Genomic DNA, 26892 nt, shown 5'->3' with positions numbered 1-26892 from the left:
GCATTTTTTACGAAGGCCGTTTCAGTTCCCGTTCCTGTTGAAGCGATGATAGGCTGGCAGATGGCATCCCAATCGGGATCGTTGCATCAGTCAGGAGTTTTGCATTTGGAGGCAGGGGCCAGTTCCCAGCCGCTCTAATGAGCAAGATTGTTCACTCACTCCAGCGGCCCACACCGCCCTGGCTCAACACGCGATCGTAGGCGTACGGGTGTCCGACAAGGCACCGCAGCGAGATTATGCGCCATCAGGGTTGAAAAACCGCAACGATCGGCCGTTCCGGCCAACGACCGATCGATGGCGACCGATGTGATCGGCAACGACGGTCTCGACAAAATAGCCGAAAAGGTGGGCTCCGGGCGTTTGATCGCTAGCCTCACTCGCCACAGCGCATCGAGATCCCTTCACGCGTCAAGCCTCTCCAAGTCTTGACGAAATTCGGCACGTCGCTTGCCGGCATCGGGCGTGCAGCAAGATAACCTTGCATTCCATCACAGCCCATCCCGGTCAAGATCGAGGCCTGAAGCGACGTCTCGACGCCTTCGGCGATCACGCGGAGCCCGATACCGTGCGCCAGCGAAATGACCGCCGACACGATCGCATTCGCGTCATTATCCGAGCCAAGATCGCTGACAAAAGATCGATCAATTTTAAGCCACCGCACGGGAAATTTTCGCAGATGGGTGAGCGAAGCAAAACCAGTTCCGAAGTCGTCGAAGGCAACTTCAATCCCGGCTTGGCTCAAAACCGAAAGCGCCGGCCCGACAACGTCCGAACTACCGTCGAGGAAAACTGATTCAGTCACCTCAAGTTGCAGCATCGACGTCGGCAATCCCGCAGCACGCAACCGAGCGAGCCAAGTCTCAGCAATGTCGATATGAAAGAACTCTGTGGCCGATACATTCAAAGCAACATTGCCGAATTGCACGCCACTCTCGTGCCACGACCGCATATCTTGCAAGACTGCGCCGAGCATCTGCTGCCCCATCTGCACAGATAGCTCAGGATCGTGAAACGCCTCTAAGAATGCTGCAGGGCTGATCAGGGACGACCCTTCGCGTATCCTCAGGAGAGCCTCAAAACCACAGATCTTATCGCCAGAGATTGCAACCTTCGGCTGATAAAATGGGACGATGTCCCCTCTTGATACCGCTTCACGCGTCCGTTTAAGAACATCGATCCGGCTCAAAAGAGCGCATTTCATCGAGCGGTCGAAAAAGGCAAATTGCGCCCGGCCTGCCCGTTTGGCGCTATAAAGAGCCAGATCTGCATTTTTTAAAAGCTCGCGTCCGTCGATATCGTGATCCGGGTAGATCGCGACACCAAGACTTGAAACGCAGTTCAACGCACCACTCGAGATACTGATTGGTTTGATCAACGCACGAATGAGGTTGGCGGCCTCCGTCTCGAGCTCTGCAGCAGAGCCGGCGTTGGTGAGGAGAACTGCAAACTCGTCGCCGCCCAAACGGGCGACAGTCATGTTGTCACGCTTCAAGCACAGCAGGCGACTCGCAACGCTACGCAGAACTTGGTCCCCGACATCGTGACCGAGAGTATCATTCACCTCTTTGAACCGATCCAGGTCGACGATGAAAAGCGCGAGGCGCTGCTCATGTGTCTCGGCATTTGCGATTGCCGTCTCGAGATCGATGTTAAAGCGGTAGCGGTTGGGTAGTTTGGTCAGCGAATCTTCGTTGGCAGCCTGCCAAAGGCGGACTTCCATTCGTTTCTGATCGGTAATGTCCTGGAACGTTCCGTTGCGTCGGATCGGCTTGCCTGTCTGGTCGACCACGGCCCGCCCGCGAGACTGGATCCATCTCTCTTCGCCTGTATCCGCTCGATGAATCCGAAAGATGATCGAGGGAAAGCCGGTCGTCTGAAGAAATGTCGCTCGATGCGCTTCTTCAACTATTCCTCGATCTGCATGATGGACAAGTTGGAAAAGCAACGCCTCGCTTTCCTTCACGTCTTTGTGCAGACCCAGCATGGCCTTGAGCTCCACCGACCACCGCCGCTCATTCGTCAGCAGGTCAACATCCCAAATGCCAACGCGGCTTGCCGCTACGGCAAGCCGAAGTCGTTCCTCGCTTTCGCGAAGCGCTTGATCGGAGATCACCTTCGCGTGCATATCGGTGATGACACCGATCCATTCGATGATCTCGCCGTCGGTGCCGCACAGAGGAACCGCACGGTCCTCGACCCAACGATATTCTCCGGTCCGATGACGTAGACGATACTTTGAATAATATTCAACGCCTGCAGCCCATGCATCCCGACTGCTGACATCCACTCGATGTCTGTCGTGGGGATGAATTGCATCGAGCCAAACAGTTCGGCCTATTTGAAATAACCCGCGACCTGTAAATTCAGTCCAACCCTGTACATTGACATCGTTTCGCTGACTGTCGGATTGCCAGACAATCTCCGAAGTCGCACGAAGCAATGCGTTTGTTCGCCGGAGTGCCGCCTGTAGATCATTTGCTAAATCACGTCTTTGCTGATCCGACTTATGTCGCTCGGATACATCGCGCGAGACCACAAGAATTTGTTCAATTTGCCCATCAGGGTTTCGCACCGGCGTCACGATGCTGTCCCACCACTTCGGCGTGCCTTTCGCCGTTGGCAGGAACCCGAAACTGCGTCCGACACCCCCTGCCCTTGCAGCCTCGATGGCCTGCAGAGCCGAGCTGCGCTCGCCCGGCACCCAAAATTCGATCCAATTTTTGCCCGCTAATTGATCGGGACTCTCGAGTTCCATAGCGGCGGTTCCGCCCAAATTCATGATGATAAGCTGGCCGCGAAGGTTCAAAAGTTTGATGCAATCGGCACTTGATTGAAACAGCAGCTGGAGGGCGTCGAAGCTTGGGCTCGTCAATGCTGTCATACCCTGTCGCTCCGTCCCTTGGGGCAAATCCTCTTCACCCTAAACATGCCAAACTATAGGCCTGAAGGTTATGGTTGTGTTGCGTCACGCAACCATTTGGCTCATGGGTGCGACGCTAAAGCCTCGGGCAAGCATTGGTCCTACGATTGATTGTGCAGTGAGCTGTGTCAACGATTGCGAAGTCTCCTTGAAGCGTCTTGGCTTTGTTTGGAAACAGCACCGTCCCAACGAACGGCCTTCCTTTGTTCCTGCGATGGTCTCTTGGAGGGCAAGCGGGTTAATGTCGGATTTGTGTGGACGAGAGAGCGCGTCGAACGTTGCCTCGTTTCCGCATTCGCCGCGATGCCGTTGTTCGGCGTCTGCCGACAGTTTACTGCAATCACGAGCCGTCCGAGCGCTCTGAGCGACGTGCTGAACTGGTCCGCCCTGCTCGACCATAGTCAGCATGGGCGAAAAGGCCTCTGCGCCTGGGCCCTGGCAGCGGGATTTCGACCATTCCGCAAGGGCCGATACGGCTTAGCGGCTCATGCCGTTCACGCGATAGAACGCGGCAATCGCGCGTGTCGAATCGAGCCGCACTTTCGGCAAACGGATATCGCCGAACATCGTCTCATAGCGAATGCGATTCGCTCTGGTCGCTCCACTGATGTGATGAATCACATCCCATTTCACGCTGTCGCGATTGCCCTCGAGGGCCCCGCGACGATCGCGCTCGAACCAGCAGCGCCGGATATAGCGGTACAGGCTGACCGAGGTGGGGACATCAAGGAGGACGAAGCCGGTCGCGAGCTGCAGCCTTTGAGGAAGAAGCCGCGAGTAATTGCCATCGATGACCCAGCGCGGACCCATGATGGCCGCGTCGTGAAGGGCGGCAAACTCATCCTCCGGTCGGGGAACCCAATCGGTATGCGGGAGGTGGTAAAGTTGATCGAGATGGATCGGCACGAGCCCCCGCGCCCGCGCGATCGCGTCCGCCATCGTGGACTTACCGCTGCTGGACGGTCCCATAATGCAAATGCGCGTCCCAAGCTCGTCCAGCGTCATGATCTCTCTTTTAGGTCGGCCAGCGAACGTCCCGCAACGGATGGGACAGCGAGCTCTGCTCAGCCGCCCGACAGTCAGCAGCACCGCGCCAAACTTCGGGCAGCTTTAAACCCAATTTAGGCATTCCTTCAGTCTAACAGCTTCCAATAAACAGCATTCCCGGTGTTAAATTGCTGATCTGAACGTCGGGTCGCGGCTTCGTTCGCTATCTTGGTCTCTTGGGTGATCTCGGTCAGGACGTGGCGACTTACGGAGGGCTTGCGTATGGAAGGTGGATGCCTGTGCGGGGCGGTTCGTTACGTGTTCGACGGTGAACCAATAAACAGCGGCCTATGCCATTGCGAAAGTTGCCGACGGACGGCCTCGGCGCCCAGGCTGGCTTTCGTCGGTGTGCTGTCCGAAGTGTTTCGGTTCACGAAGGGCGCGCCTGTCGAATATGCCTCCTCGGTTGGTGTGATCCGAAGTTTTTGCGGCCGATGCGGATCTCCGCTCACGTACCGACGTGACGATGCTGCGGGCGATCTCGACGTCATGACGGTCAGCCTCGATGACCCGAGCGGCGTCCCACCGACCTTTCACGTGTGGCTCAGCGAGTCACTTGAATGGGATCGCTTGGCCGGAAACCTGCCTGCCTATCAGCGCACACGGGACGGCTAAGGGTATGAGGGATCGGATCATTCCTGCATCCGTGCCGGACGCCATCCAGCCGACCAACCGAGCCGCTGCTTTGCCTTCTCGCTTGATACCGCGCCGTCGTCCTCCGCGATGTTAAATGTGCCGCTTTCGCCCGCCTCGGTGGCGAGAGCGGCCGCATATGCGGCTGCATCGATGTGGACCGGAGCTGAGCCAACCGCGGTATCGAACCCAGTTCCGGGTCCGTAGAGCCGACCGTAGCGGAGCACCACACCTTCGAAGGCTCCGCCGAGAACTTGGCTTTCGAGACTTGCAACGCCGCGAGCCGAAATGCCCAGCCGTCCTGGAGCATGTATCGCAAGCGCATCGTCCTCGTGATGGGGCACTGGACCTTCGGCGTAGGCGAAGGCGACGCTTTGCGCGATGAAGCGTCGGACGCCGGATGAAAGCGCGGCATTGACGAGGTTGCGTGTGCCTTCATCTCTGACGTGCGCGTTGCGAGCCGTGGCTTCCTCCATTCGTTCGGGATCGAGACCAGGCGGTAAGTCGGTGAGCTGGTGGATGACGACGGCCGGCTTCGCAGCGGCCAAGACCCGACGAAGCTCCATAACATCGAAGATGTCCGCCACAACGGGCTCGGCCCCAAGCGCGGCCAAAGCCTCGCATTTTGCGTGGCTCCGCGTCAGTCCGACGACCTGCCAGCCCTTCGATCGAAGCATCGGCACAAGCCGACGGCCCACAACGCCGGACGCTCCGGCGAGAAAGATCGTCCTCGTCATATCGCGGTTTCTTTGCCTTTTCGCCACGGCTAGTTATCATTGCCCTGATTACTTATCAGAGCACTGAGAATGAGCAAGAGCGGGACATCAGGAATCCCTCCCGAAATCGGGGAGGGAAAGCGGGGTGAGGACGGTTACCTCGGCTATCTCCTGCGGCAGGCTGCGGCCGCCTATCGGCTTCGGCTCGACCGGGCGCTTGCCGATCTCGGCATCACGCCACCGCAGTTTGCCGTGATGACAATGTTGAAGGCATATCCAGGCCAATCCAACGCTGACATTGCGCGCCTTGCACTACTGACGCCGCAAACCACCAGCGTTATCGTTGCCAACCTCGAACGCGCCAGACATATCGAGCGCCGTCCCCACAAGGTACACGGCCGTATCCTCCAGATCGACCTGACACCGGCCGGAGAAAAACTCCTGAAAGCCTGCCGCTCACGCGTTCATCTCATGGAGGAAGAACTCGCGCAGATCCTCGGTAATGACGATGTGAAAGCATTGCGTCGTTGGCTGATCGCAGTTGCGCGACTGAACTCGATCTAATGTCTGCTTTCCACGCTTGTCGCACGATGCCCTAACGCCTGAGAGCGGCTGACCTATTTATCGCCAAGCTGCCGCCCGAGACGGCCGATACTCGGTCCAGAACGTCGGACTGGAAGGCGCGGCGCCATTAACAAACGGGCTGGCAGAGCCGTATCGACGCTTGCCGTGGTATTTTGCGACCGGTGTCGCGATCGACGAGGCTGATGGACTGCGGTCTCGCAGCTTTAAGGTACCTAAATCACAAGGGCCGGACATCCGCAGCCCCATTGACCGCGTCGGCAGGATCAACCGCGAAGGCCGTCGATGAAGGATAAGATGCGCGGCGCCACGTCGTCCGGTCGCTCTGCGTGGGGATAATGGCCCGCGCCCTCAATCATCAAGATTTGCGCTCGTAGCGTCTCGCCAAGCCAATTGGCTTCTGCGCGCGGATCAGCGAAGTCCGGATCTTTGCTTCCCATCACGATGAGAGCTGGCCCTTTGCTTTGCGGCAGTAGGGAGGCGGTGTCTGCCTTGGACAGGCTCATCATCGTACGAAGCGCCTTCATGCGTCCCGCCTCCTTCAGGTTTTGCGCGATGGCTGCCTTGACTTGGTCGTGGTCGGTCGGCTTGCAGGAAGGGAACAAGCTGTTCCAGTAGGTGGTCCAGAACCAGACGCGCCACGGCCCTGCGAAGCCGATCGCCAGGGCGAGCTTCACGACGGCGGAGGCCTTCGGGTCGCGGACGATAGGACCGAGGAGGACGACACCGCTTACCCGAGTCGGCGCGTCATGTGCCGCCCACAATGCGGCGCCGGCCGCAAAAGAGTTGCCGAGAATGACTGCAGAGGCAGCGTCGAGGTGTGTGAGGAGCGCCAACGCGTCGCGGCCGACCGCATGCGCCGAATAGTCTGTCCAATGCGCCGACGTCTCGCCGAAGCCGCGCACGTCCATGGTCAGGACGCGGTAACCCGCGCGCTGCAGCACGGGCCGGAGCGCCCGGTACTCCGATCGCAAATCCCCCATGCCCGGAATCGCGAGGACGACCGAACCGTTACCGCCTGTATCGTCGTAGGCGATGCGGCCACCATCGATTTCCAGGAATTTCGTGAGCCCTGCCATGCTGTCCTCCTTCAATGATGGCCCAGACCTAAAGGCGGCGGCGATCACGGGGAATTGGCGCTTTGCGGATGGTGGGCACACAGATATGTATGGCTAATCAGCCAAAATAAGGAACAACGGCTGCTAACGTCCCAGGTCATCATTGAAAAATGAATAACATCGACTGGTCTCTGCTGCGGTCCTTTCTGGCGGTTGTCGAGACCGGGTCGCTCTCGGCCGCTGCGACGCAGCTCTCCGCAACGCAGCCGACGCTCAGCAGACACATTCGCGAATTGGAGGCGACGGTGGGTGTCAGCCTCTTTACACGATCCGCGCGAGGCCTTGATCCGACCGAGGCAGCCTTGAGTCTCGTCGACGATGCTCGCGCCATGGGCGAGGCGGCCCAGACGTTGACTCTCAAGGCACAGGGCCGCTCGCAGCAGTTGACCGGAACGGTCCGCATCACGGCGTCGGTCGTCGTCGCCGGCCTCATCCTCCCCCCGATCCTTGCGGGGTTGCGCCGTGCCGAGCCGAACATTCAGATCGAAGTCGTCGCCTCCGATCTTGCTCAAAACCTTTTGAGGCAAGATGCTGACATCGCAATCCGCATGTTCAAGCCCACGCAAGGCGCTCTTATCGCTCGCAAGCTGGGCGAAGCGCCGATCGGGCTGTTCGGGCACCAAAGCTATTTCGCTCGACGTGGTCGAGTGGATGGGAGGGACGATCTGCTGACGCACGATGTCATTGGGTTCGATCGCAGCGACGCCATCATCAAGGGCTATGCTGCGCTCGGACTGTCGGCGACACGCCAGAGCTTTCCAATCCGCTGTGACGACCATTTGGTCTACTGGAATCTGCTGTTGGCGGGAGCAGGTCTGGGCTTTGCACAGGTTCCCTTGGCGAGCCGTTATCCCGAGCTCGAGCAGGTGCCGGTCGACATGAACGTGCCGCCATTGCCGGTGTGGCTTGTCCTGCATGAAGAGGTCCGAAGCAACGCTCGTGTTCGCCGAGTCGCCAATCACCTGTCGGCTACGCTCGGCGACTTCTTTCAAGACGCCAGAGCCGGGAACCACCGGGCCGACAGAAAGCCCGTGAGGCCGAACAGACCATAGGCCGAACGTGCTGACCTCTCTCGACGGCCGCACTGGAAACCTTTTTCCTCCAATCACGACCGACAAACTGTCCGCATGGCTGATCGAGCGGGAAGCCATCGCCTGCACGATAGCGGCCTGAGCGACTCGCAATCATGGAATGAGCAAATAACGGGAAATCAGTTTGGGCTGACGTGCCCGAATGCGACTCACGATTTAATCAGCGCCACCGCATTCTCGCTGATTGCGTCGACGCGGGCGCCGCGCGAGCCGCGCTCCCACTCCAGTCTAGCCAGGATGGCGCCTCGGGCCACTCTCGTTACCCAACTCTGTCGCTTCGATGTTTTAGCGTCGCGCCTGCTGTCGACGGGGGACCCTGCTGATTTTCGCGGCTCGTCTCTTGTTAGTCTTTTCAACGAGCGTCGATCCCGTCGACGTTCGGCGCTCACGGTGAGGACCGTGAATATCGGCGAACCCACAGCGTCGATGGGACAGACCCGACGGTCGTCGCCGTCGCGCGCCTGTTGAACGGCATCGAACGTGGCGCATCGTAGGGGAGCCGCACTTTGATCTAGTCCTTTCGCGGAAAGAGCGTGAATCCCTCTTTCCGGCAAGACTGATCAAAGCCAAGCGGCGATGGACCAATGAAGATGAGCACTAGAAAGTCTTGCGCCTCTTGAGCAACTCCGGTCGGATCCTTGATGACCGGATAAAAAGTGTGGTGCACGGCTTGAAGGATGATGCGCGTGGCCGCACCGTCGAAGGCTAGCCGACCCTTGAGGCGCAGAAGATGCGGCGCTTCCGTCTCGATCAAGCGGGCAAGCCAGATCTTGAATGGGGTCCAGGCGAGCGGCCGGTGCGGTTTGAGCAGCACGGTTGTGATCGCGGCGAGGTGATCGTCTGGCGTGTCGCATAGCAGGGGTCGATGCTTGAACGGCGCCACCGCCCTTTCGAAAAGATCATCCGGGTGCGCATCGCGGCTTGTTCCGATCGACGCGAGCGCATTCAATTGCCCCAAGCGACGCGCTAACGAAGCGAACGTCGACCCATCGATCAGATCCGTCTTGGACACCATCAATCGATCCGCGAGGACGACCTGATTACGGCAGGTCGCTTGGTGGTCGATCTGCTGCGAGGCGAATTCGCCGTCCACCACCGTGACGATGCTCTGGAGTGCGAAACTGTCCAGAAGCAGCGGATGGGACGTCAAGGCGGCGATCAGCGGGGCGGGTTCGGCCAGTCCGGTCGTCTCGATAAGCACGCGACCGAAATCTGGAATGGTGCCGGCCAGCCAGCCACGCCTAATCTCGCGCAGACACTGCACGATATCGTCGCGAATCGTGCAGCAGAGGCACCCGTTCGGGAGCAGGACGACGTTGTCTGTCACGGCTTTCAGAAGATCGTGATCGAGCCCGACCGCCCCGAACTCGTTGACCAGAACGAGCGTATCCCGCATCGCCGGGTGCTGCAGCAACCGACCGATCATCGTCGTTTTGCCGCTCCCCAGCATTCCGGTGACGACCGCGATCGGCCATGGTCCAACGCGACCCGTCATGTGTCTCGCGCGACGAGCGTTGTAGCAATGAGAAGGCGCTCGGGTAAATCCTTCGGCGCTGCGATCCGGCGCATAAGCAGCAGAGCAGCCGCCCGACCAACCGCGGCCGGCCGCGTCGCGACCGTCGTTAGTTTTGGGACGCAATGGGAGCCTTCGGGGATATCGTCGAAGCCGACGACACCAAACGCTCGTCCCGCTTTGGAGCTGCGGTTCTGCGCGGCGTAAAGGACTCCAAGCGCCATAACGTCGTTGTGACAGATGACGCCAGTGGGCGGATCTCGTCCGGCAAGCAGCATCTCCGCCGCCTGAAAGGCGGCTGCACGATCGGTGACACAGGGGTGAATGCCGCTCGATGGTAGGCCATAGCGCTGGAGCGCGGCCTGAAACGCATTGACCCGTTCGAGCGCTGCGGATGTTTTGCGAATGCTCGACATCAGTACAATTGAGCGGTGGCCCCGTGCGACGAGATGGTCGACAGCCAATTCGGTGCCCCGTCGAAAATCCGGAGCCACAAAATCTCCGACCGCCCCCTCGATCTCACGAAGGATTTGGACGAAGGGAAGCCGCCAACGTCGGAGTTGAGCCACAACATCGCCCGTCGTGCCTTCAGCAGCGCACAGAATGATGCCATCGACGCCTTGTTCTCGGATGCGACGAACGAAGCGGTCCTGACGCTCTGGCAATTCATTCGAGTTGGCGAGGAAAGTCAGGCGCCCCTCTTTGTCGAAGACATCGTCGATGCCGGCAGTCAGTTCGGCATAAAACGGGTTCGTGATCTCCGGCACGATCAGGCCAATCGTCCCTGACCTCCCCGTTCGAAGCCGAGCTGCGCCGCGATTGTAGACGTAACCGACGCTGGCGATGGCGTCGGTGACCCTCTCGCGGGTCTCTGACGCCACGAGAGGGCTCGCTCGCAAAACCAACGACACGGTCGCGCGCGAGACGCCGGCCTTCTCGGCCACGTTGTTGAGCGTGACGGCCCTTGTCTCGTCAGACCTGTTTACGCTTTCGTCCACTATGCAACCCGTCGCTGATGATGCGCTGAACGGTGGCGCGTCGCCCAAGCGTAGAGCATGACGCGATAAAATATAGAGCCGTTTAGATCGATCTAAATAAACGTTGACCGCGATGTTCGGCGTGAGAGACAATGAACCATAACGAGACGCTCCAAACGAGCGCGCCTATCAAAGGGAGACGAAAATGACGCGAGCACGGTCCCGTACACAACTGACCGCTTTGGCCATCGCTGGCCTAATCCCAATGACCTCGGCCGCCAGAGCCGACGACGGGGTCGCGGCCGCCAAGGCGGCGATCGAGAAATATGCCGGACCACAGACGACTTGGCAGGGGCCCACATCCGCGCCGAAACCGGCGAAGGACATGACGCTCGTTTACCTCTCCGGTGACGAACAGAATGATATCTCGCGCGAGTATGGCCTCTCGATGAAGGAGGCCGCCGCCAAGCTTGGTTGGAAACTCACCGTCATCGACGGCAAGGGCAGCCCCTCATCCTGGGTTTCTGGGTTCAACCAGGCGATCGCGCTGAAGCCGAACGGCATCGCAATCTTTGCCGATGCCAAGAGCCTGCAGGATCCAATCCGAACGGCGGCCGACAAGGGCATCACGGTCATCGGACTTCACGCCGCCTCGCTTCCGGGCCCCGCCCCCGATCTTCACCTCTTTGTGAACATCCAAGAAGACCCGCGCGAGATCGGCAAGGCCGAAGCCGACTGGGCCATCGCGGACAGCAATGGAACCGCGAAGGTCGTTGTCATCACGCATAATGAATATCAGATCGCCGAAACGAAATCGGGCGCCACTAAGGACGCGATTTTGGCCTGTGCGGGCTGCAAGCTGCTCGATTACGCAAATTTCCCGGCATCCGAAGCAGCACAGCGTATGCCGCAACTGACCACGAGCTGGGTCCAGCGATTTGGCTTACCGATCTACATCACGTCGGTGGGAGATAACGATCTCGATTTCGCTATCCCGGCGTTGCGGAGCGCGGGTGTCTCGCCCGATCAGGCCAAACTGATCGGCGCCGATGGCAACAGGTCGGCCTATGAGCGGATTCGCAAGGGCAAGCAGTACCAGACCGTGACGGTTTCGGAGCCGATCGAACTCCAAGCCTATCAAGCGGTCGATGAGTTCAACCGGGCCTTCAACAAGGCGCCCCCGAGTGGCTTCGTACAGCCCCCCTACCTGGTCACGGCCGAGAACGTCGGAACCCAAGGCGGCGACAAGAATATGTTTGTGCCGGAGAACAACTACAAAGCGGAATACCTGAAGATCTGGGGAATTGCGCCGTGATCGAACTGGACGAAGCCGCAGAACACGGGGAGCAACTTCTCGAACTCAGCGGTATCGTCAAGCAGTTCACCGGCACTCTCGCGCTCGACCATGTCGATTTCGATGTGCGTCGCGGCGAAATCCATGCGCTTCTCGGGCAGAATGGCGCCGGCAAATCGACCCTGATCAAAATCATGGCCGGCATCTACCCGCCGACCGAGGGACGGATGCGGTGGCGCGGGCAGGACGTTGTCCCCGGCGATGTCGCTCTGCCCATCACGTTCATCCATCAGGATCTCGGCCTCGTCGATACGATGACCGTGGCCGAGAATGTGGCGATCCTGACAGGCTACCCGAGACGGCGGGGTCTCATCGATTGGGCCGCCGCCGCAACAGCCGCCCGGAAGGCTCTCGACCGAATGGGGAGCAGCATCGATCCGGAGACGCGTGTCGGAACCCTGTCGGCCGCCGACAAGTCCATCGTCGCTATCGCGCGCGCGCTTGCCCGACGGTGCGATCTTTTAGTGCTCGACGAACCGACGGCCGCGTTGCCGGCCGCCGACGTCGATCTTCTGCTTGGGACGTTGCAGCGCCTGAAGGAGAGCGGCATCGGCCTTCTCTACGTCACTCACCGTCTGGATGAAGTTTTCCGGATCGCGGATCGCCTGACCGTGCTGCGTGACGGTCGGCGGATCGCAACCCGCGCGATCCCCGCAACCTCTCAAACTGAGCTCGTCGAATGGATCGTCGGCGGAACGCTGACGCAGACGAGCTTCGCGGTAAAGCCCGCATCTGAGACCGTCCTGATGTCGCTCGACGATGTCGTCGTCTCGCAGGACGATGGAGCGGGCCGTGTTGGCCCCGTCTCCCTCGTGGTCCGACGTGGCGAAACGCTCGGTCTCGTGGGTCTGCGTGGCGCCGGCCACCATGCGCTCGGTCGAGCGCTGTTTGGTGCATTGCCGATCGAATCCGGCACCGTCTTGTTCAAGGACAAACCGCTCAAAACCGGTCGCCCGTCGCGCGCGATCCAAAGCGGCATCGGCTTCGTGTCCAGCCGCCGTGGAGAAGAAAGTCTCGCCGGGGCGCTGAGCGTTCTCGAAAATCTTTTTATCAACTCTCGAACCCGCGGCGTGTCTCCCTTGCGACCTATCGCCCGCGGACAGGAGCGCAAAGCGTGCGGGACGGTGCTGGCTCGCTTTTCGGTCCGCCCCCCTGACCCGACCCCTGCGATCGCGACGCTGAGCGGCGGCAACCAGCAGAAGGTCGTCGTCGCACGGTGGCTGGAGTCCCAGGTTGACTTGCTCATCCTCGAGGAACCGACAATCGGCGTCGATGTGGGCTCGAAGGCGGAGATTTACCGCGATCTCGATCTCGCACACGCCAATGGTCGAGCCGTGCTGTTGATCTCGTCCGACTTCGAGGAGATCGAGAAAGTTTGCCATCGTGCCCTGGTGTTCAATCGGGGCACCGTCACGGCAGAGATCGCCGGCCCTGAGATCACGGTGGCTCGGCTCACCGCGCTCGCGGCCGGTGCCGATCCCGTAACGGAGGCCGCAGCATGAGTTCTCCCGTTCGACGAGCGCCCGCGACATCGTCGCGGCTCACCCAAGCCGTTTCGACCTGGGGCCTCCTCGTCCTCCTCGTCATACTGTTGATTCTCTTCTCGGTCTTGAAGCCAGACACCTTCCCGACCTATTTCAACATGCGATCAATCATCAACAACAAGGCCATCTCGGCGTTGGTCGCCTTGGCGGTTTTTCTGCCGATGACGGCTAATCATTTCGATCTCTCGGCGGGCTTCCTGCTCGGCATCGTCCAGGTTCTCGTGATCGGTCTACAGGGCCAGGGGCTCGGATGGGTCGAGGCTTCGGCTCTGGTCGTTGTATTGGGCGCGCTCGTCGGCCTGTTCAATGGCGTCCTCGTCACCGTCGTCGGCATCGACAGCTTCATCGCGACGCTCGGGACGGGAACGCTGCTCTATGGCTTCAATGAATGGTACACGGGCGGCCAGCAAGTCGTCGCGTCGTTGCCCGATAACTTCACAGGGCTCTCCGGCGTCGTGGCTGGAATTCCGCTGCCTGCACTTTACGTGCTGGTCCTCAGCCTGATCCTGTGGATCGTTTTCGAGTTCATGCCGATGGGGCGGCACCTGTATGTGCTCGGAGCCAATCCGCGTGCGGCCGAACTTAACGGCATTTCGGCGCGGCGCTACGTGACGGGGGCCTTCGTGGCGGCCGGGGCGACATCGGCCTTTGCCGGCATCATCCTCCAATCGCAGCTCCAGGTCGGCCAAAGTTCGGTCGGTCAGGAATATCTGCTCCCCGCCTTCACAGCAGCCTTATTGGGGGCGACGTCCATTCGGCCGGGGCGCGTCAATGTGTGGGGCACGATTCTGGCCGTCGCTGTTTTAGCCGTCACGGTGGCGGGCCTGAACCAACTGGGAGCGCCCTTCTTCGTCGAACCGATCTTCAACGGCGCCATGCTGATTCTCGCCGTGGGCCTTGCGGTGACGGCGGCGAAGCGACGTATCAAGCTCAGTGCCGGTACCCCGGAGATCGCGACGGCTCTCCCGGGCGGTCACAAGAGCAGCAGTTGAGGAATCCTCATGTCTGACAATTCGGTCGACGATCCCGCGCAAAGCCCGGCCCTCGGGGCAACGTGGTATCCGTCTCGTTGGGGCGCCGACGATCAGTGCGGCGCCGGCAATCTCCTCGGCCCGCACAAGGTGAAGGAGGCGCTCTCTCTGGTCAATCGCCACGAGATCGTTCGGCTCGGCCACGAATACGACGCGAAAATCCCGCTCGCGCCCGGCCGCATTTTCGGCCTTCGGATGCCAGGCGGCCCGACCGGTGGTCCTTACGGGAGCCGCAGCAAGACGGTCTGGAACGACGAGTTCCTCACCACCGAGATCGGCCAGATCGGCACCCATATGGATGCGCTCGGGCATCTCGGTCGACAGGTCGGCGATAAAGCCGATCACGGCAATATCCGGTTTTACAACGGCACACCGCTGTCCGACATCTGGTCGCCTTATGGGCTAGTGCGCCTGGGCATCGAGAATGCGCCCATTTTTTTCACGCCGGGTCTCCTGCTCGATGTCCAGGGCCTGAAAGGCCGAGTCATGGACCCAGGCGAAGAGATCACACCCGCCGACCTGCAAGCCTGCCTCCAGCGTCAGGGCTTGAACGAGGAGGTGTTCGCGCCGGGCGACGCCGTCCTGATCCGGACCGGTCATGGGTCGCGGTTCCGGACCGAGGCCGCAACCTTCTACGACGGCGCTCCGGGCCTTGGTCTTGCGGCCGCAGAGTGGCTTGCAACGAAACAGCCGTGTGTCGTCGGTGCCGACAACTTCGCCGTCGATGTCGTCCCTCCCATTGACCCGGACGTGTTTCATCCCGTGCATCAGCACCTCATCATGAAACACGGTATCTACCTGCACGAAGGCATGAGCCTCGACGCGCTTGCGGCGACAGAGCGATGGCGATTCGCTTACATCTTCGCGCCTCTGCCGATCATCGGGGCAACCGGATCTCCCGGCGCTCCATTCGCACTCCTATGAAGTCTTCGTAGACCGTTCGTTGTGGCCAAGCGGAACCAAACGCCTCTGCCATGACGCTCACGAGGCGTTGTCTCGCCGTGACACCGGCCCGTAACCACCGCCCGTGGGGGTCACGATCGTGATGGCTTCGCCGGCGTCCAGTCGCGTCTGCGCGCAGCCACCGATATGATCGAGGCTGCCATCGAGGCGGCGCACGATGTTATCACCGAGCGCGCCGGGCTCTCCGCCATCGACCCCGAAGGGCGCGACGCGGCGATGGCCGGACAGAACGGCGCAATCCATCGGCCGCAAAAACCGGATCGTCCGCGAGGTGCCGTCGCCAGCGTTCCAGCGGCCTCTGCCGCCTGATCCCTGGCGGATGCTGAAATCCTCGAGCACCACGGGATAGCGCAGTTCTAGGATCTCCGGGTCGGTCAGGCGGGAGTTGGTCATATGCGTGTGGATCGCGTCGACGCCATCGAACCCTGGCCCGGCCGGAGCGCCCGAGCAGATCGTCTCGTAATACTGATAGCGCTCGTCCCCGAACGTGAGATTATTCATCGTGCCTTGCGCCGAGCCTAACGAGCCGAGCGCCCCAAACAGGCAATCGGTCACGGCTTGGCTCACCTCGACATTGCCGGCCACGACGGCGGCGGGGTAGCGCGGCGACAGCATGGTGCCGTCCGGCATCACGATACGGACCGGGCGCAGGCATCCCGCATTCATCGGAATGGCCGAATTGACCAGCACTCGGAACACGTAGAGCACAGCCGCCCGCGTGACGGGGCTCGGCGCGTTAAAGTTGTCGTCGCGCTGCGGCGATGTGCCGGTGAAATCGACCGTCGCGATACGCGCCTCGCGGTCGATCGTGAGCTTGACCCGGATGACGCAGCCTTGATCCATCTCGAGCGCGAAATCGGCATCCGGCAGGGTTGCGATCACACGCGCGACGCTTTCGGCCGCATTGTCCTGCACATGGCCCATGTAGGCCCGCACGACGTCCAGCCCGAAATGCGTCACCATCTTGGCGAGTTCGGCGACGCCTTTCGCATTGGCGGCGATCTGCGCCTTGAGATCGTTGATGTTCTGGACGACGTTGCGAACCGGATAACGACCGCCGGTCAGCAGCGCCACCAACTCTGCTTCGCGGAAGTGGCCGCGGTCGACCAGATGGATATTGTCGAGATAGACGCCCTCCTCCTCGATCGTGCGGGCCAGGGGCGACATCGAGCCGGGCGCGGTGCCGCCGATATCCGCATGGTGGCCGCGCGAGGCCACGAAGAACAGCAGGTCCTCATCATCGCCGAACATTGGCGTCACCACCGTGATGTCGGGCAGATGCGTGCCGCCGTTATACGGCGCGTTGAGCGCATAGACGTCGCCTCGCCGCATGGTGCCGCCGAAAGCGTCGATGACGCTTTTGACCGACATGTCCATGGAGCCGAGGTGGACCGGCATATGCGGCGCGTTGGCGACGAGCGCGCCGTCGCTGTCGAACACGGCGCAGGAAAAGTCGAGCCGCTCCTTGATGTTCACCGAATAGGCCGTGTTCTGCAGGGTCAGGCCCATCTGCTCGGCGATCGACATGAAGAGGTTGTTGAACACTTCGAGCAGCACGGGATCTGCCGTGGTCCCGACCGCCGCCGTCGATCGCAGCGCCTCGACACGCCGCAGGATCACGTGATCCCGCGCCGAGATGTCCATGCGCCAGCCCGCCTCGACCACGACGGTCTGGTTCGGTTCGATCAGCAGCGCCGGCCCCGCCACCGTCATGCCGGGCGCGAGATCGGCCCGGAAGAACACGGGCGCCTCGTGCCAGGCGCCTTGCGCATAGAACCGGGTCTGCTCGGCGGGGCGCGGCGTCGCGTCGGTCAACGCATGTTCCGGCTCGACCACGGTGCTGCCGCCCCCGATCGCCTCGGCGAAGAGGGCCTCGAAAGCTAGCGGCTTGGCGGCGTCGATAAAGCCGAAGCGCGCCAGATGCGCAGCCTCGAACGCCCGCGTCATAGTCGCGACATCGTCGAACGGGACTGCGAGCGCCGTGTCGGTGCCTGCATATCGCAGATGCGCCTGCACGTTTACAATACTGTCTGTAGCCGCGACGCTCTGCGCCGCGAGCTCGCCGAGCGCCTCGTCGGAAAGCGTCGCGAGGGCGGATTTTGCGTCGCCGACCGCTGCTTGGTCGAGATCGGCATGGAACGTCCGTTGCCGCGTCGCCCGGATCGCCGCGAGGCCCATACCATAGGCCGAGAGCACGCCCGACAGCGGATGGATCAGCACCGTGCTCATGCCGAGCGCATCGGCCACGAGGCAGGCATGTTGACCGCCCGCGCCGCCGAAACATTGCAGCGCATAACGGGTGACGTCGTAACCGCGCTGGACCGAGATCTTTTTGATGGCCGAGGCCATATTCTCGACCGCGATTCGCACGAAGCCGTCGGCGATCGCGGCGGCGCTTCGGGCGAGGCCCGTCTCGGCCGCCGCCATAGCGGCCGCCATGGCACCGAATGCCTCCTCGACGCCCGCCCGGTCGAGCGGCTCGGTTCCGTTCGGGCCGAAGATCTTGGGGAAAAAAGCGGGCTGCAGCTTGCCCAGCATGACATTGGCGTCCGTGACGGTCAGCGGTCCGCCGCGTCGATAGGCAGCGGGGCCGGGATTGGCGCCAGCCGAGTCCGGGCCGACAGTGAAACGGGACCCGTCGAAATGCAGGATCGAGCCGCCGCCGGCCGCCACGGTATGGATCAGCATCATGGGGGCGCGCATGCGAACGCCGGCGACTTCGGTCTCGAACGCGCGCTCATACTCGCCCGCGAAATGCGACACGTCGGTCGATGTGCCGCCCATGTCGAAGCCGACGACCCGATCGAAGCCGGCGATCGCGGCGGTTTCGATACACCCGACGACTCCGCCGGCCGGACCCGACAGAATGGCATCACGCCCCTGAAAAAGATGCGCGGCCGTGAGGCCGCCCGACGAGGCCATGAACATCAGGCGGCAGCCGCCCGTGTTGCCGCCGAGCTCCGCCGCGACGCGGTCGACGTAACGCCGCAGGATCGGCGACAGATAAGCGTCCACCACCGTCGTGTCGCCACGTCCGACGAGTTTGACCAGCGGACTGACGGCGTGGGATGCGGACACCTGCGTGAAGCCGATGGCGCGCGCGAGATCCGCGACGGCGGCCTCGTGCGCCGGAAAACGATAGCCGTGCATGAACACGATCGCGCACGACCGGATGCCATCCGCGAAGGCCGCCTCCAGCGCCGCGCGACTTGGTGCGAGATCGAGCGGGAGATCGACCGTGCCATCGGCCAGGACGCGCTCGGACACCTCGATCACCCGTTCGTAGAGCTGTTCGGGTTTTTCGATCTTCTGCGCGAAAATATCGGCGCGGCCCTGATAGCCGATCCGTAAGGCATCGCGGAAGCCACGGGTGGTGACCAGCACGGTGCGGTCACCCTTTCGTTCCAGCAACGCATTCGTGGCCACGGTCGTGCCCATCTTGACCGCGGCGATACGGTCTGCCGGGATCGGGGCGCCAGCCGCAAGGCCGAGAACCTCGCGGATGCCATGCAGGGCTGCGTCCGGATAATGTTCGGGATTCTCGGACAGCAGCTTCCGGGCGACAAGATGGCCCTCGGGATCGCGCCCCACAATATCCGTGAACGTGCCGCCGCGATCGATCCAGAATTCCCACTTGGTCAAAAACGGACTCCTCGACTTCGACAGCAGCAAACATCAACGATTCGTCGATAAAATGTCAATGTGGACGACGGGGTTGGCGCCCCTTAAACGTGACGGTTTGCACAGACAGGGATAGCGGCATGACCGAGACAGTGACCGAATTCAACGGACCGGTAGTCTCGTCCGCCCATCTGGCGGCCGGCGCAATGCCGGCCTTGTCGGAGTTCGAATTCGGCGCAATCATGGTGTCGCATGCCTTTGATCGATGGATGGTCCGTTGCATGGCCGCCGCCGGGGTGCCGGACTTGTCGCCGATCGACGTCCTGGTTCTGCATACCGCATTCCATCGCGGCAAGCCCAAACGGATGGCCGATATCTGCCTCGTGCTCAACGTCGAGGACACGCATGTGGTCAGCTACGCCATCAAAAAGCTGGCGCGACTGAAGCTTTTGACGACCCGCATGCAGGGCAAAGAAAAGATCGTCACGACAACCGACGCGGGAGCGGCGGCGTGCCAGCGTTATCACAAAATTCGCGAAGCCCTGCTGGTTCGGTCCATCGCCGCCATGGGCCTTGATCAACCCGCGCTGTCCAAGATCGCGGCGCAGATGCGCGTGCTGTCGGGCCACTATGATCAAGCCGCTCGCGCCGCCGCTTCGCTCTGATTGCGCAAACGGAAATCAGCTTGGTGCAAAGCAAGGCACGACTGCACAGCATTTCCATCTTGACGATTTACCGACATATCGTTGATGTTTCGATCTGATGGTGCCGCGCCGGCTGAGCAATCGCCGACCGACCGGCACGCATCGTGCAAGATTATCTGATCCAGGCGGCATAGCCTGGCGGTTGTGGAGGGCGTCTTGGTTATACGTCGGTTTGCCTTGTCGTTCGTACTCGCCACGACGGCGCTTGCAACACCTTTGCTCGGCTCAGGAATCGCCTCCGCGGCCGGAACCCTGATCTGGGGCATGCCAGCCGAGACCGATACGCTCGATCCACATGCGACCGGCGGCTGGAGCACCTACCAGATTACCTACCAGATCTTCGAGGGCCTCGTGAAAGAGGACCTGACCAAGCCGGATGAGCCGACACCGCCGCTCATCCCCGGCCTCGCCAAGTCGTGGGACATTTCGGACGATGGCCTCGTCTATACGTTCCACCTGCGTGAGGGCGTCAAATTCCACGACGGAACGCCGTTCGACGCGGCAGCCGTCAAGTTCAACTTCGACCGCTTTTGGAATGAAAGCTCGCCGGACTTCTACAAGAAATCCAAGGCATTCGTGGTTGCCTATACCAAGTGGATCAAGAGCGTCGACGTCGTCGACCCGATGACCGTCAAGGTTACGCTCACGGCCGCCAATTATCAGTGGCTACGTCAAGGCCTTCAGAGCTACGGCCAGCCCTTGATGATCAGCCCGGCGTCCGTCAAGCAATATGGCAATGACGGAGTGGCGCTGCATCCGGTCGGGACCGGGCCCTTTCGGTTCGTCGAACGGGATCAGGGTGTAAAGACCGTGATCGAAAGAAATGATGCCTATTGGGGCACCAAGGCCAAGCTCGACCGGGTGATCTTCCGGCCGCTTCAAGACCCGGCGACGCGCGTCAACGCGCTCGAGAATAACGAAGTCCAGATGATTTCGACCCCGCCTTGGGACGAGATCGACCGGTTGGTGGGCGAAGGGTTCGTGCTGTCGACGAACAAAAACGCTCCTTTTATCAACTACATGCACCTCAATTTCAAAAATCCTGCTTTGCAGGATGTGCGCGTCCGCAAGGCAATCAATATGGCGATCGATCGGATCGGAATCACCAAAGAGATCATGCACGGCACCGGCCGACCGGAATATGGCATGCTGTCGCCCGGTACCGATGCCTATGACCCGAACTTCAAGGGCTACGCCTATGATCCGGACGGCGCCAAGAAGCTTCTGGCCGATGCTGGCGTGAAAGACTTGAAGCTGGTGTTCGAGCTGCCGCAATACGGTACTGGCGAGCTCGTCGAGACCTGGATTCAGCGCGATCTCAAGAAGGTTGGTATCGACGTCGAGTTGCGGAAATACGAGTGGGTCACCTATCTCGGCAAATGGGCCGGCGGCATGTCGGCCGACGTCGCCATGAATGAGATCGGCTGGGGGATGTCGACACCAGCCTGGATCGGAGTCGTCAGTCGCTGCGATGCCGCACCGCCCGCTGGCATCAATTCGGGTTTCTACTGCAACCACGAGGTCGACACCCTGCTCGACCAAGCCATCGTGACGCGCGATCCGGCGGCCGCCAAGGTCATCTATCAGAAGGTCAACCGCATCATCACGGACGACGCCGCCTTCGTGCCGCTCGACGATGATCTCGATCCGATCCTGCTGTCGTCCAAGGTGAAGGGATTTATCAATCCGCCGGAAGATTGGTTCGATCTCTCGACCGTGTCGGTCGAGTAGCGTCAGGGGGGTCCGGTGGGCGTCTTCATCGCACGACGACTCGTCGGGGTGGTGCCCGTCATCATCGGCGTGTCGATCGTGATCTTCCTGCTGATCCAACTGGCGCCAGGCGATGCCGCGACCGTGTTGCTCGGCCCGCAGGCGTCGGAAGCCGCTAAGATCGAGCTTCGGCACACGCTGGGGCTCGATCAGCCCTTGCCGTTACAATATACCGCTTGGCTCGCGCGGACGCTGTCAGGAAATTTCGGCACCTCGATTGCGACGCAGCTTCCTGTCGCGACCCTGGTGCTGCCGCGCTTCCTGAACACCCTGATCCTCACGTTCGGCAGCCTGCTGCTCGCCGTGGTGATCGGCTACACGGTCGGCCTCTTCGCCGCCTTGCGGGCACATTCGCTGTTTGACCGCCTGAGTATGTCGGTGGCCCTCCTGGCCGGCAGCGCTCCACCATTCTGGCTTGGCCTCATCCTGGTGCTGTTCTTCGCGATCCAACTGCGCTGGCTGCCGGTCTCCGGCATGCAGGACATGGCGGGTAATGGCGGAGCGCTGGACGTGCTTCGCCACCTCGTGCTGCCGGCCGTGACCACAGCGCTCGGTCCCGCCGCCATTATGGCGCGCATCGTTCGATCCAGCGTCATCGAAGCCATGGGCAGGCCGCATGTTCGCGTGGCTCGCGCCAAGGGGCTCGCGCGCGCCACATTGATCCGTCGCCATGTCATTCTGAACGCACTTCCTCCGGTTGTGACCATCACGGGGCTGCAGCTCGGTTATCTGCTCGGCGGCGCGCTCTTGACCGAAGTGGTGTTTGCCTGGCCTGGCCTCGGCGCCTTGCTCTACGACAGCATTACGGCGCGTGACCTTCCCGTCATCCAGGCCACGACATCGCTGATCGCGCTGGCGTTTGTGCTGGCCAACATTGCGGTCGACATGATCAATGCTGTTCTCGATCCTCGATTGCGCGAAGCATGAGCGGGCTCGACGCCTCGGCCCCGATCGATGTGACGCAGCGGGATCATGTCGGCTCCCGAGCGCGCTTCTGGCGCCTCAAGTCCTTCGCGCGGGATCGTGGGGCGCTCGTGTCGGCCGTCCTGCTCGCCACCGTGGTGGCGGCGGTCGTGTTTGCCCCGATCCTCGCCGGCGTCAGCCCGGACGTTGCCGATAATCTCGCCCGTTACGCACCGATGGGAACCGCAGGACACCCGTTCGGGACGGATCAGCAGGGTCGGGACATGTTGGCCCGCCTCCTCTACGGTGGCCGCGTCTCTATGCTGATCGGCGTGGTGCCGACCGTGACGGCCGGCATCATTGGACTTGGTCTTGGCCTCGTGGCGGGCTATTGGCGAGGCCTCGTCGACCAGATCATCATGCGTTGCCTCGACGTGGTCTTCGCCTTTCCGATGGTGCTGCTCGCGATCGCCATAGCGGGTTCCATGCGACCCGGCGTGCTGACCGAGATGATCGCGATCACGATCGTGCTGATCCCATATTTCGCTCGCCTAGCCCGCACCGCGACCGAGGGTGTCGTGCCTATGCCGTTCATCGAGGCGGCGCGCGCGGCCGGCGGCACGCGGTCCAGCATCATGATGCGCTATGTGTTGCCGAACGTTTTTTCGCCCGTCGTCGTCTATGCCACAACCTTGATGGGGTTGATGATCGTCGTTGGATCGGGCCTCAGCTTCCTTGGCCTCGGCGTGCAGCCGCCCACCGCCGATTGGGGCGCCATGGTCGCGGACGGCAGGGTCGTGCTGAGGCGGGCGCCGCATGTCACGATCCTGCCAGGATGCGCGATTCTGTTTGTGTCCCTTGCGTTCAACTTCCTCGGAGACGGCATCCGCGACGCCCTCGATCCCCGGACACTTCGGCGATGAGCGCACCGATCAGCCTCGCAGTCGAGGATCTACGCACCCGCTTCGGTGACGATCGCGCCGGCGCGACCGTCGTCGACGGCGTCAGCTTCGCGCTCCTGCCCGGCCGAACCACCGCTCTCGTGGGCGAGTCCGGATGCGGCAAGTCCGCAACTGCTCTGTCGTTGATGCGCCTCATCGATGCGCCGGGCCGGATCATCGGCGGTACAGTGACGCTCGATGGTCGCGATCTGCTCGGCTTGAGCGAAAGCGACATGGAGCATGTGCGCGGCGCCGCGATCGGGATGATCTTTCAGGATCCGCTGACCTCGCTCAACCCCGCGCTCACGATCGGTCAGCAGATCACAGAAACCCTGCAGGCCCACAAACCAATGTCGCGCGCCGAGGCGGACCGCACCGCCATCGACCTGCTGACGCGGGTCGGCGTGACGGAGGCGTCTCGCCGCGTTCATGACTATCCGCACCATTTCAGCGGCGGCATGCGGCAACGGGTGCTGATCGCGGCGGCCATCAGTTGTTCGCCCAAGATCATCATCGCCGACGAACCAACCACGGCGCTGGACGTGACTATCCAGGCCAAGATCCTGCGGCTCCTGCACGATCTGCAGCGCGACATGGGTGCGTCGTTGCTGCTCATTACTCACGACCTCGGCGTTGTGGCCAGCATGGCTGACGAGGTTCTGGTCATGTATGCGGGGCGCATCGTCGAGCGGGCCGACGTCGACACGCTGTTTCATGACCCGCGCCACCCCTACACGAAAGCGCTGCTGGCCTGCGTGGCTGGGATCGAGGACGACAGGAGCGAGCCGTTGGAACCCATCGGCGGCAGCGCTCCAGACTTGCGGCACCCGCCCGTCGGTTGTCGCTTCTCGCCGCGCTGCCCATCCGTCCAGGAGATCTGTCGCCGCCAGGATCAGCCACTCAGGGCGATTTCGTCCAGCCACGAGGCCGCCTGCATCCTGGTTGAACAGGATCAGGCACATGTCTGACGCGACACTGTCTGACAAACCTCTGTCCGACACCCTTCTCGAGGTGGTGGGGCTGTCGAAGTCATTCGGGGCTCGAGGAGGCGGCGTGAAAGCCGTCGCCGGTGTCGATTTCACGCTTCGTCGTGGCGAAACCCTTGGGCTGGTCGGCGAGAGCGGTTGCGGCAAGTCGACCCTGTCGCGGCTCGTTCTCTCGCTCCTCGACCCCGATGCCGGGCAGGTCCGCATCGACGGTGTCGATTTCACGCATGCGCCGGAGCGCCGGAAACGGGAGATGCGCCGCCGCATTCAGGTGGTGTTCCAGGACGCGTTGTCGTCCCTCAACCCGCGCATGCCAATCGGGATCAACATCGCCGAGCCGATGCGGCTCCAGGGGCTCGGCACCACCGCCAGTCGACGGGCCGAGGCCCGTCGACTGCTTGGCCTCGTAGGATTACGGCCCGAGCATGAGGATCGCTATCCGCACGAGTTTTCGGGTGGCCAGTGTCAGCGGATCGCCATCGCGCGTGCCCTGATGCTGCAGCCGGACATCATCGTCTTCGATGAGGCCGTATCGGCACTGGACGTCTCGATCCGGGCCCAGATCCTGCGGCTCATCCTGGATCTGCAGCGGCAGTTCGGGCTGTCCTACATCTTCATCTCGCATGATCTCGGGGTGATCAGGCGCATCTGCGATAGGGTCGCGGTGATGTATCTCGGGCAGATCGTCGAAATCGGACCCGCCGATGCGGTCTGTCGCGAGCCGCGCCATCCCTATACGGCCGCTCTCCTGCGTGCGATCCCGATCGCCGATCCCCGTCGCATGCGGGTCGAGGGTCTCGGCCAGATCGAGGGCGACAGCGTTGGTGCCGTGAAGCCCGATGCCTGCCCGTTCGAGCCGCGTTGCCCGATGCGCTTCGACCCCTGCGACAAGCGACGCCCCGCGATGATCGATGTCGCGCCAGACCATCAGGCGGCCTGTTATCTCAACGGGCCGGACGCCCACGGAGGATCGCCATGAACCACCCGCTGAAAATCGTCGTCACGGGTTTCGAGCCTTTCGCACACGGGACCGAAAACCCGACGCTCGACGTCCTGGCCGAGTTACGGGCCGCCAACGACATCGAGGGAGACCTCATCGCCATCCAGATGCCGGTCGACTCAGGCAAGCTTGCCGCCCTCACGAGCGCCACGCTGGATGACCACAAGCCCGATCTCTGGATCAGCCTCGGGGTCGCGCCCGGCCTGTCGGTGATCGCGGTGGAGCGCATCGCCGCGAACGTGATGGACTTTCCCATCGCCGACAATGTTGGAACCCAGCATGGCGGTCATCCGGTGTTCGAGGGCGGCCCGGCGGGTCATCTGGCCACCCTGCCGGTCAAGACCATCGCGGACCAGCTTCGCGCCTCCGGCATTCCGGCCAAAGTATCGAATTCGCCGTCGACCTATCTCTGCAACCAAATGATGTACACGGTGCTGCATTTGATCGCCGAGAAGGGCATGGCGACGCGCGCGGGCTTCATTCACGTGCCCGCCCACCCCTCCTTTGTTGCAAAACAAGTCTATCCGTTTGTCGAAATGCCCTCGATGAGCATTGACCTGATGACATCCGCCGTGAAACACGCGATCCGCACTGCCGCCACGGTCGAGCAGGATCACCGCAGGCCAGGGTTTAATTACTGAACGGTTCAACAAATCAGTTAGTTGTTCGCAACCAGTCTTTTACAGGCGCGATGCATCGCCACTAAAACGATGACGCTCGTCATTGCATGCACAAGACGATCGACTGGTGCTCTGTTGTCTCAACGAAACGTCAGAACAATCCTCGCCCCAGGATTGTGAGCACGTGCTTCGCGAGTTGATCGCTGCTCGCCAGGTTCGATCGGTTCAAGGTTCCGGCAAGCGGCAGGAGCGTGAGCCCCATGATCGAGACGAAGACGAGATCAGGCTCGACGTCCTTGTTCATCACGCCTTGCCGCTGCCACTCGGCCACGCGCTTCGCCCATTTCTGACGGCCCGCTTCGCCCAATCTGGCGTGAACGCGTTCCGTCAGGAGCCCGCCTTCGCTGAGAATTTCACGAACCCAAAGCGGCGCCCACCACGGGCACTCCGCGACGATCTCAAGAAGGCGATGGATCAAGCGGGACACGAAGACGAGCGGAGCGGCGTCGTCCGCGTCGAGGACTTCGTCGATGCGGAGGCTAACCGGCAGGAGACGCTCCGCGACGAGCGCGTCGATCAGCTGTTCCCTGCCTTTGAAGTGATAATGCGCCATTGCGGGCGTCACACCGACCTCAGTCGCGATCATGCGGAGAGTTGTGGTCGCAATGCCCTGTTGAGCAAACAAAACTAGAGCGGCATCGATCAGAAGCCCGCGCGTGTCTCCTCGGCCCGCCGGCCGGCCAGGACGACGGCGCAGCGGATCGCCAGTGTCTGGCTCCAATAACGTCGTCGGAGTGTCGATCGTTCGAGACGCGGAGTTCATCTTGACACATGTTCCTTAATTAACTAACTGGCAGG

General features: G+C 61.7%; 22 protein-coding genes. 14 read left to right on the top strand and 8 right to left on the bottom strand.

Annotated elements, in window-relative coordinates:
• Positions 1 to 373: 373 nt before the first annotated feature.
• A complete protein-coding gene (locus tag EY713_RS13470; protein ID WP_131115615.1) occupies positions 374 to 2881 on the bottom strand; it encodes a sensor domain-containing protein in 2508 nt (835 codons plus the stop codon).
• 516 nt (positions 2882 to 3397) lie between these two features.
• The gene (locus EY713_RS13465; RefSeq protein WP_131115613.1) at positions 3398 to 3925 is read right to left on the bottom strand and encodes a P-loop NTPase family protein; all 528 of its coding nucleotides are present in this window, start codon (positions 3923 to 3925) and stop codon (positions 3398 to 3400) included.
• A gap of 264 nt (positions 3926 to 4189) precedes the next feature.
• On the opposite strand from EY713_RS13465, the gene EY713_RS13460 reads away from it, so the two are divergent.
• Positions 4190 to 4582: a GFA family protein gene (locus tag EY713_RS13460; RefSeq protein ID WP_131115611.1), complete on the top strand. Its 393-nt coding sequence runs from the start codon at positions 4190 to 4192 to the stop codon at positions 4580 to 4582.
• Positions 4583 to 4599: 17 nt separating this feature from the next.
• On the opposite strand, the gene EY713_RS13455 is transcribed toward EY713_RS13460, so the two are convergent.
• Entirely contained in the window at positions 4600 to 5337 is a 738-nt protein-coding gene (locus EY713_RS13455; RefSeq protein WP_131115608.1) for an NAD-dependent epimerase/dehydratase family protein, read from the bottom strand.
• Between the two features lie 69 nt (positions 5338 to 5406).
• Here EY713_RS13455 and EY713_RS13450 point away from each other — a divergent pair, with 69 nt between their 5' ends.
• Positions 5407 to 5880 carry a MarR family winged helix-turn-helix transcriptional regulator gene (locus tag EY713_RS13450; protein ID WP_131115606.1) on the top strand — a complete coding sequence of 158 codons (474 nt, stop codon included), beginning with the start codon at positions 5407 to 5409 and terminating at the stop codon, positions 5878 to 5880.
• Between the two features lie 284 nt (positions 5881 to 6164).
• Here the strand turns inward: EY713_RS13450 and EY713_RS13445 are convergent, their stop codons facing one another.
• Positions 6165 to 6977, bottom strand: coding sequence for an alpha/beta fold hydrolase (locus EY713_RS13445; RefSeq protein WP_131115604.1), 813 nt, complete (start codon positions 6975 to 6977; stop codon positions 6165 to 6167).
• Positions 6978 to 7126: 149 nt separating this feature from the next.
• On the opposite strand from EY713_RS13445, the gene EY713_RS13440 reads away from it, so the two are divergent.
• Positions 7127 to 8068 carry a LysR family transcriptional regulator gene (locus EY713_RS13440; RefSeq protein WP_131115602.1) on the top strand — a complete coding sequence of 314 codons (942 nt, stop codon included), beginning with the start codon at positions 7127 to 7129 and terminating at the stop codon, positions 8066 to 8068.
• Positions 8069 to 8618: 550 nt separating this feature from the next.
• Here the strand turns inward: EY713_RS13440 and EY713_RS13435 are convergent.
• Both EY713_RS13435 and EY713_RS13430 read right to left on the bottom strand, forming a co-directional pair.
• Entirely contained in the window at positions 8619 to 9602 is a 984-nt protein-coding gene (locus tag EY713_RS13435) for a CobW family GTP-binding protein (RefSeq protein ID WP_131115600.1), read from the bottom strand.
• Positions 9599 to 10501, bottom strand: a complete 903-nt coding sequence (locus EY713_RS13430; protein ID WP_425374369.1) for a LacI family DNA-binding transcriptional regulator — start codon at positions 10499 to 10501, stop codon at positions 9599 to 9601. The genes EY713_RS13435 and EY713_RS13430 overlap by 4 nt, the downstream gene beginning before the upstream one ends.
• Positions 10502 to 10802: 301 nt before the next feature.
• Here EY713_RS13430 and EY713_RS13425 point away from each other — a divergent pair, with 301 nt between their 5' ends.
• From EY713_RS13425 to EY713_RS13410, 4 genes are read left to right on the top strand one after another with little or no spacing between them, the layout of a single operon-like run.
• Positions 10803 to 11912, top strand: a complete 1110-nt coding sequence (locus EY713_RS13425; protein WP_131115598.1) for a substrate-binding domain-containing protein — start codon at positions 10803 to 10805, stop codon at positions 11910 to 11912.
• Entirely contained in the window at positions 11909 to 13453 is a 1545-nt protein-coding gene (locus tag EY713_RS13420; RefSeq protein WP_245572721.1) for a sugar ABC transporter ATP-binding protein, read from the top strand. Before EY713_RS13425 ends, EY713_RS13420 begins: the two co-directional genes overlap by 4 nt.
• Positions 13450 to 14487: an ABC transporter permease gene (locus EY713_RS13415; RefSeq protein ID WP_131115596.1), complete on the top strand. Its 1038-nt coding sequence runs from the start codon at positions 13450 to 13452 to the stop codon at positions 14485 to 14487. Before EY713_RS13420 ends, EY713_RS13415 begins: the two co-directional genes overlap by 4 nt.
• A 9-nt stretch (positions 14488 to 14496) precedes the next feature.
• A complete protein-coding gene (locus tag EY713_RS13410; RefSeq protein ID WP_131115594.1) occupies positions 14497 to 15450 on the top strand; it encodes a cyclase family protein in 954 nt (317 codons plus the stop codon).
• Positions 15451 to 15507: 57 nt separating this feature from the next.
• On the opposite strand, the gene EY713_RS13405 is transcribed toward EY713_RS13410, so the two are convergent.
• Entirely contained in the window at positions 15508 to 19131 is a 3624-nt protein-coding gene (locus EY713_RS13405; RefSeq protein ID WP_131115592.1) for a hydantoinase B/oxoprolinase family protein, read from the bottom strand.
• Positions 19132 to 19250: 119 nt separating this feature from the next.
• On the opposite strand from EY713_RS13405, the gene EY713_RS13400 reads away from it, so the two are divergent.
• From EY713_RS13400 to EY713_RS13370, 7 genes are all read left to right on the top strand, one after another.
• Positions 19251 to 19775, top strand: coding sequence for a winged helix DNA-binding protein (locus EY713_RS13400; protein WP_131115591.1), 525 nt, complete (start codon positions 19251 to 19253; stop codon positions 19773 to 19775).
• 195 nt (positions 19776 to 19970) lie between these two features.
• Entirely contained in the window at positions 19971 to 21545 is a 1575-nt protein-coding gene (locus EY713_RS13395; protein WP_131115589.1) for an ABC transporter substrate-binding protein, read from the top strand.
• Between the two features lie 15 nt (positions 21546 to 21560).
• The gene (locus tag EY713_RS13390; protein WP_131115587.1) at positions 21561 to 22511 is read left to right on the top strand and encodes an ABC transporter permease; all 951 of its coding nucleotides are present in this window, start codon (positions 21561 to 21563) and stop codon (positions 22509 to 22511) included.
• A complete protein-coding gene (locus EY713_RS13385) occupies positions 22508 to 23410 on the top strand; it encodes an ABC transporter permease (protein ID WP_131115585.1) in 903 nt (300 codons plus the stop codon). The genes EY713_RS13390 and EY713_RS13385 overlap by 4 nt, the downstream gene beginning before the upstream one ends.
• Positions 23407 to 24396, top strand: a complete 990-nt coding sequence (locus tag EY713_RS13380; RefSeq protein WP_131115582.1) for an ABC transporter ATP-binding protein — start codon at positions 23407 to 23409, stop codon at positions 24394 to 24396. The genes EY713_RS13385 and EY713_RS13380 overlap by 4 nt, the downstream gene beginning before the upstream one ends.
• The gene (locus EY713_RS13375; RefSeq protein ID WP_131115580.1) at positions 24389 to 25393 is read left to right on the top strand and encodes an ABC transporter ATP-binding protein; all 1005 of its coding nucleotides are present in this window, start codon (positions 24389 to 24391) and stop codon (positions 25391 to 25393) included. Before EY713_RS13380 ends, EY713_RS13375 begins: the two co-directional genes overlap by 8 nt.
• The gene (locus EY713_RS13370; RefSeq protein WP_131115578.1) at positions 25390 to 26055 is read left to right on the top strand and encodes a pyroglutamyl-peptidase I; all 666 of its coding nucleotides are present in this window, start codon (positions 25390 to 25392) and stop codon (positions 26053 to 26055) included. Before EY713_RS13375 ends, EY713_RS13370 begins: the two co-directional genes overlap by 4 nt.
• A gap of 130 nt (positions 26056 to 26185) precedes the next feature.
• Here EY713_RS13370 and EY713_RS13365 read toward each other — a convergent pair whose 3' ends face one another.
• Positions 26186 to 26680 (bottom strand): TetR/AcrR family transcriptional regulator, encoded by a 495-nt coding sequence (locus EY713_RS13365; protein ID WP_245572720.1) that lies wholly within the window; start codon positions 26678 to 26680, stop codon positions 26186 to 26188.
• Between the last annotated feature and the right edge of the window lie 212 nt (positions 26681 to 26892).

The sequence above is a fragment of the Lichenihabitans psoromatis genome, assembly GCF_004323635.1.
GTDB lineage: Bacteria > Pseudomonadota > Alphaproteobacteria > Rhizobiales > Beijerinckiaceae > Lichenihabitans > Lichenihabitans psoromatis.
The sequence above is the reverse complement of the archived record's forward strand: the minus strand, read 5'-3'. Positions and strand labels throughout refer to the sequence as shown.

Coding starts and splice junctions, on each gene's coding strand:
- EY713_RS13445 (WP_131115604.1), bottom strand. CDS start 6,977: ATGGCAGGGCTCACGAAATTCCTGGAAATCGATGGTGGCCGCATCGCC.
- EY713_RS13440 (WP_131115602.1), top strand. CDS start 7,127: ATGAATAACATCGACTGGTCTCTGCTGCGGTCCTTTCTGGCGGTTGTC.
- EY713_RS13370 (WP_131115578.1), top strand. CDS start 25,390: ATGAACCACCCGCTGAAAATCGTCGTCACGGGTTTCGAGCCTTTCGCA.
- EY713_RS13385 (WP_131115585.1), top strand. CDS start 22,508: ATGAGCGGGCTCGACGCCTCGGCCCCGATCGATGTGACGCAGCGGGAT.
- EY713_RS13435 (WP_131115600.1), bottom strand. CDS start 9,602: ATGACGGGTCGCGTTGGACCATGGCCGATCGCGGTCGTCACCGGAATG.
- EY713_RS13455 (WP_131115608.1), bottom strand. CDS start 5,337: ATGACGAGGACGATCTTTCTCGCCGGAGCGTCCGGCGTTGTGGGCCGT.
- EY713_RS13365 (WP_245572720.1), bottom strand. CDS start 26,680: ATGATCGCGACTGAGGTCGGTGTGACGCCCGCAATGGCGCATTATCAC.
- EY713_RS13425 (WP_131115598.1), top strand. CDS start 10,803: ATGACGCGAGCACGGTCCCGTACACAACTGACCGCTTTGGCCATCGCT.
- EY713_RS13470 (WP_131115615.1), bottom strand. CDS start 2,881: ATGACAGCATTGACGAGCCCAAGCTTCGACGCCCTCCAGCTGCTGTTT.
- EY713_RS13465 (WP_131115613.1), bottom strand. CDS start 3,925: ATGACGCTGGACGAGCTTGGGACGCGCATTTGCATTATGGGACCGTCC.
- EY713_RS13460 (WP_131115611.1), top strand. CDS start 4,190: ATGGAAGGTGGATGCCTGTGCGGGGCGGTTCGTTACGTGTTCGACGGT.
- EY713_RS13415 (WP_131115596.1), top strand. CDS start 13,450: ATGAGTTCTCCCGTTCGACGAGCGCCCGCGACATCGTCGCGGCTCACC.
- EY713_RS13410 (WP_131115594.1), top strand. CDS start 14,497: ATGTCTGACAATTCGGTCGACGATCCCGCGCAAAGCCCGGCCCTCGGG.
- EY713_RS13400 (WP_131115591.1), top strand. CDS start 19,251: ATGACCGAGACAGTGACCGAATTCAACGGACCGGTAGTCTCGTCCGCC.
- EY713_RS13380 (WP_131115582.1), top strand. CDS start 23,407: ATGAGCGCACCGATCAGCCTCGCAGTCGAGGATCTACGCACCCGCTTC.
- EY713_RS13450 (WP_131115606.1), top strand. CDS start 5,407: ATGAGCAAGAGCGGGACATCAGGAATCCCTCCCGAAATCGGGGAGGGA.
- EY713_RS13375 (WP_131115580.1), top strand. CDS start 24,389: ATGTCTGACGCGACACTGTCTGACAAACCTCTGTCCGACACCCTTCTC.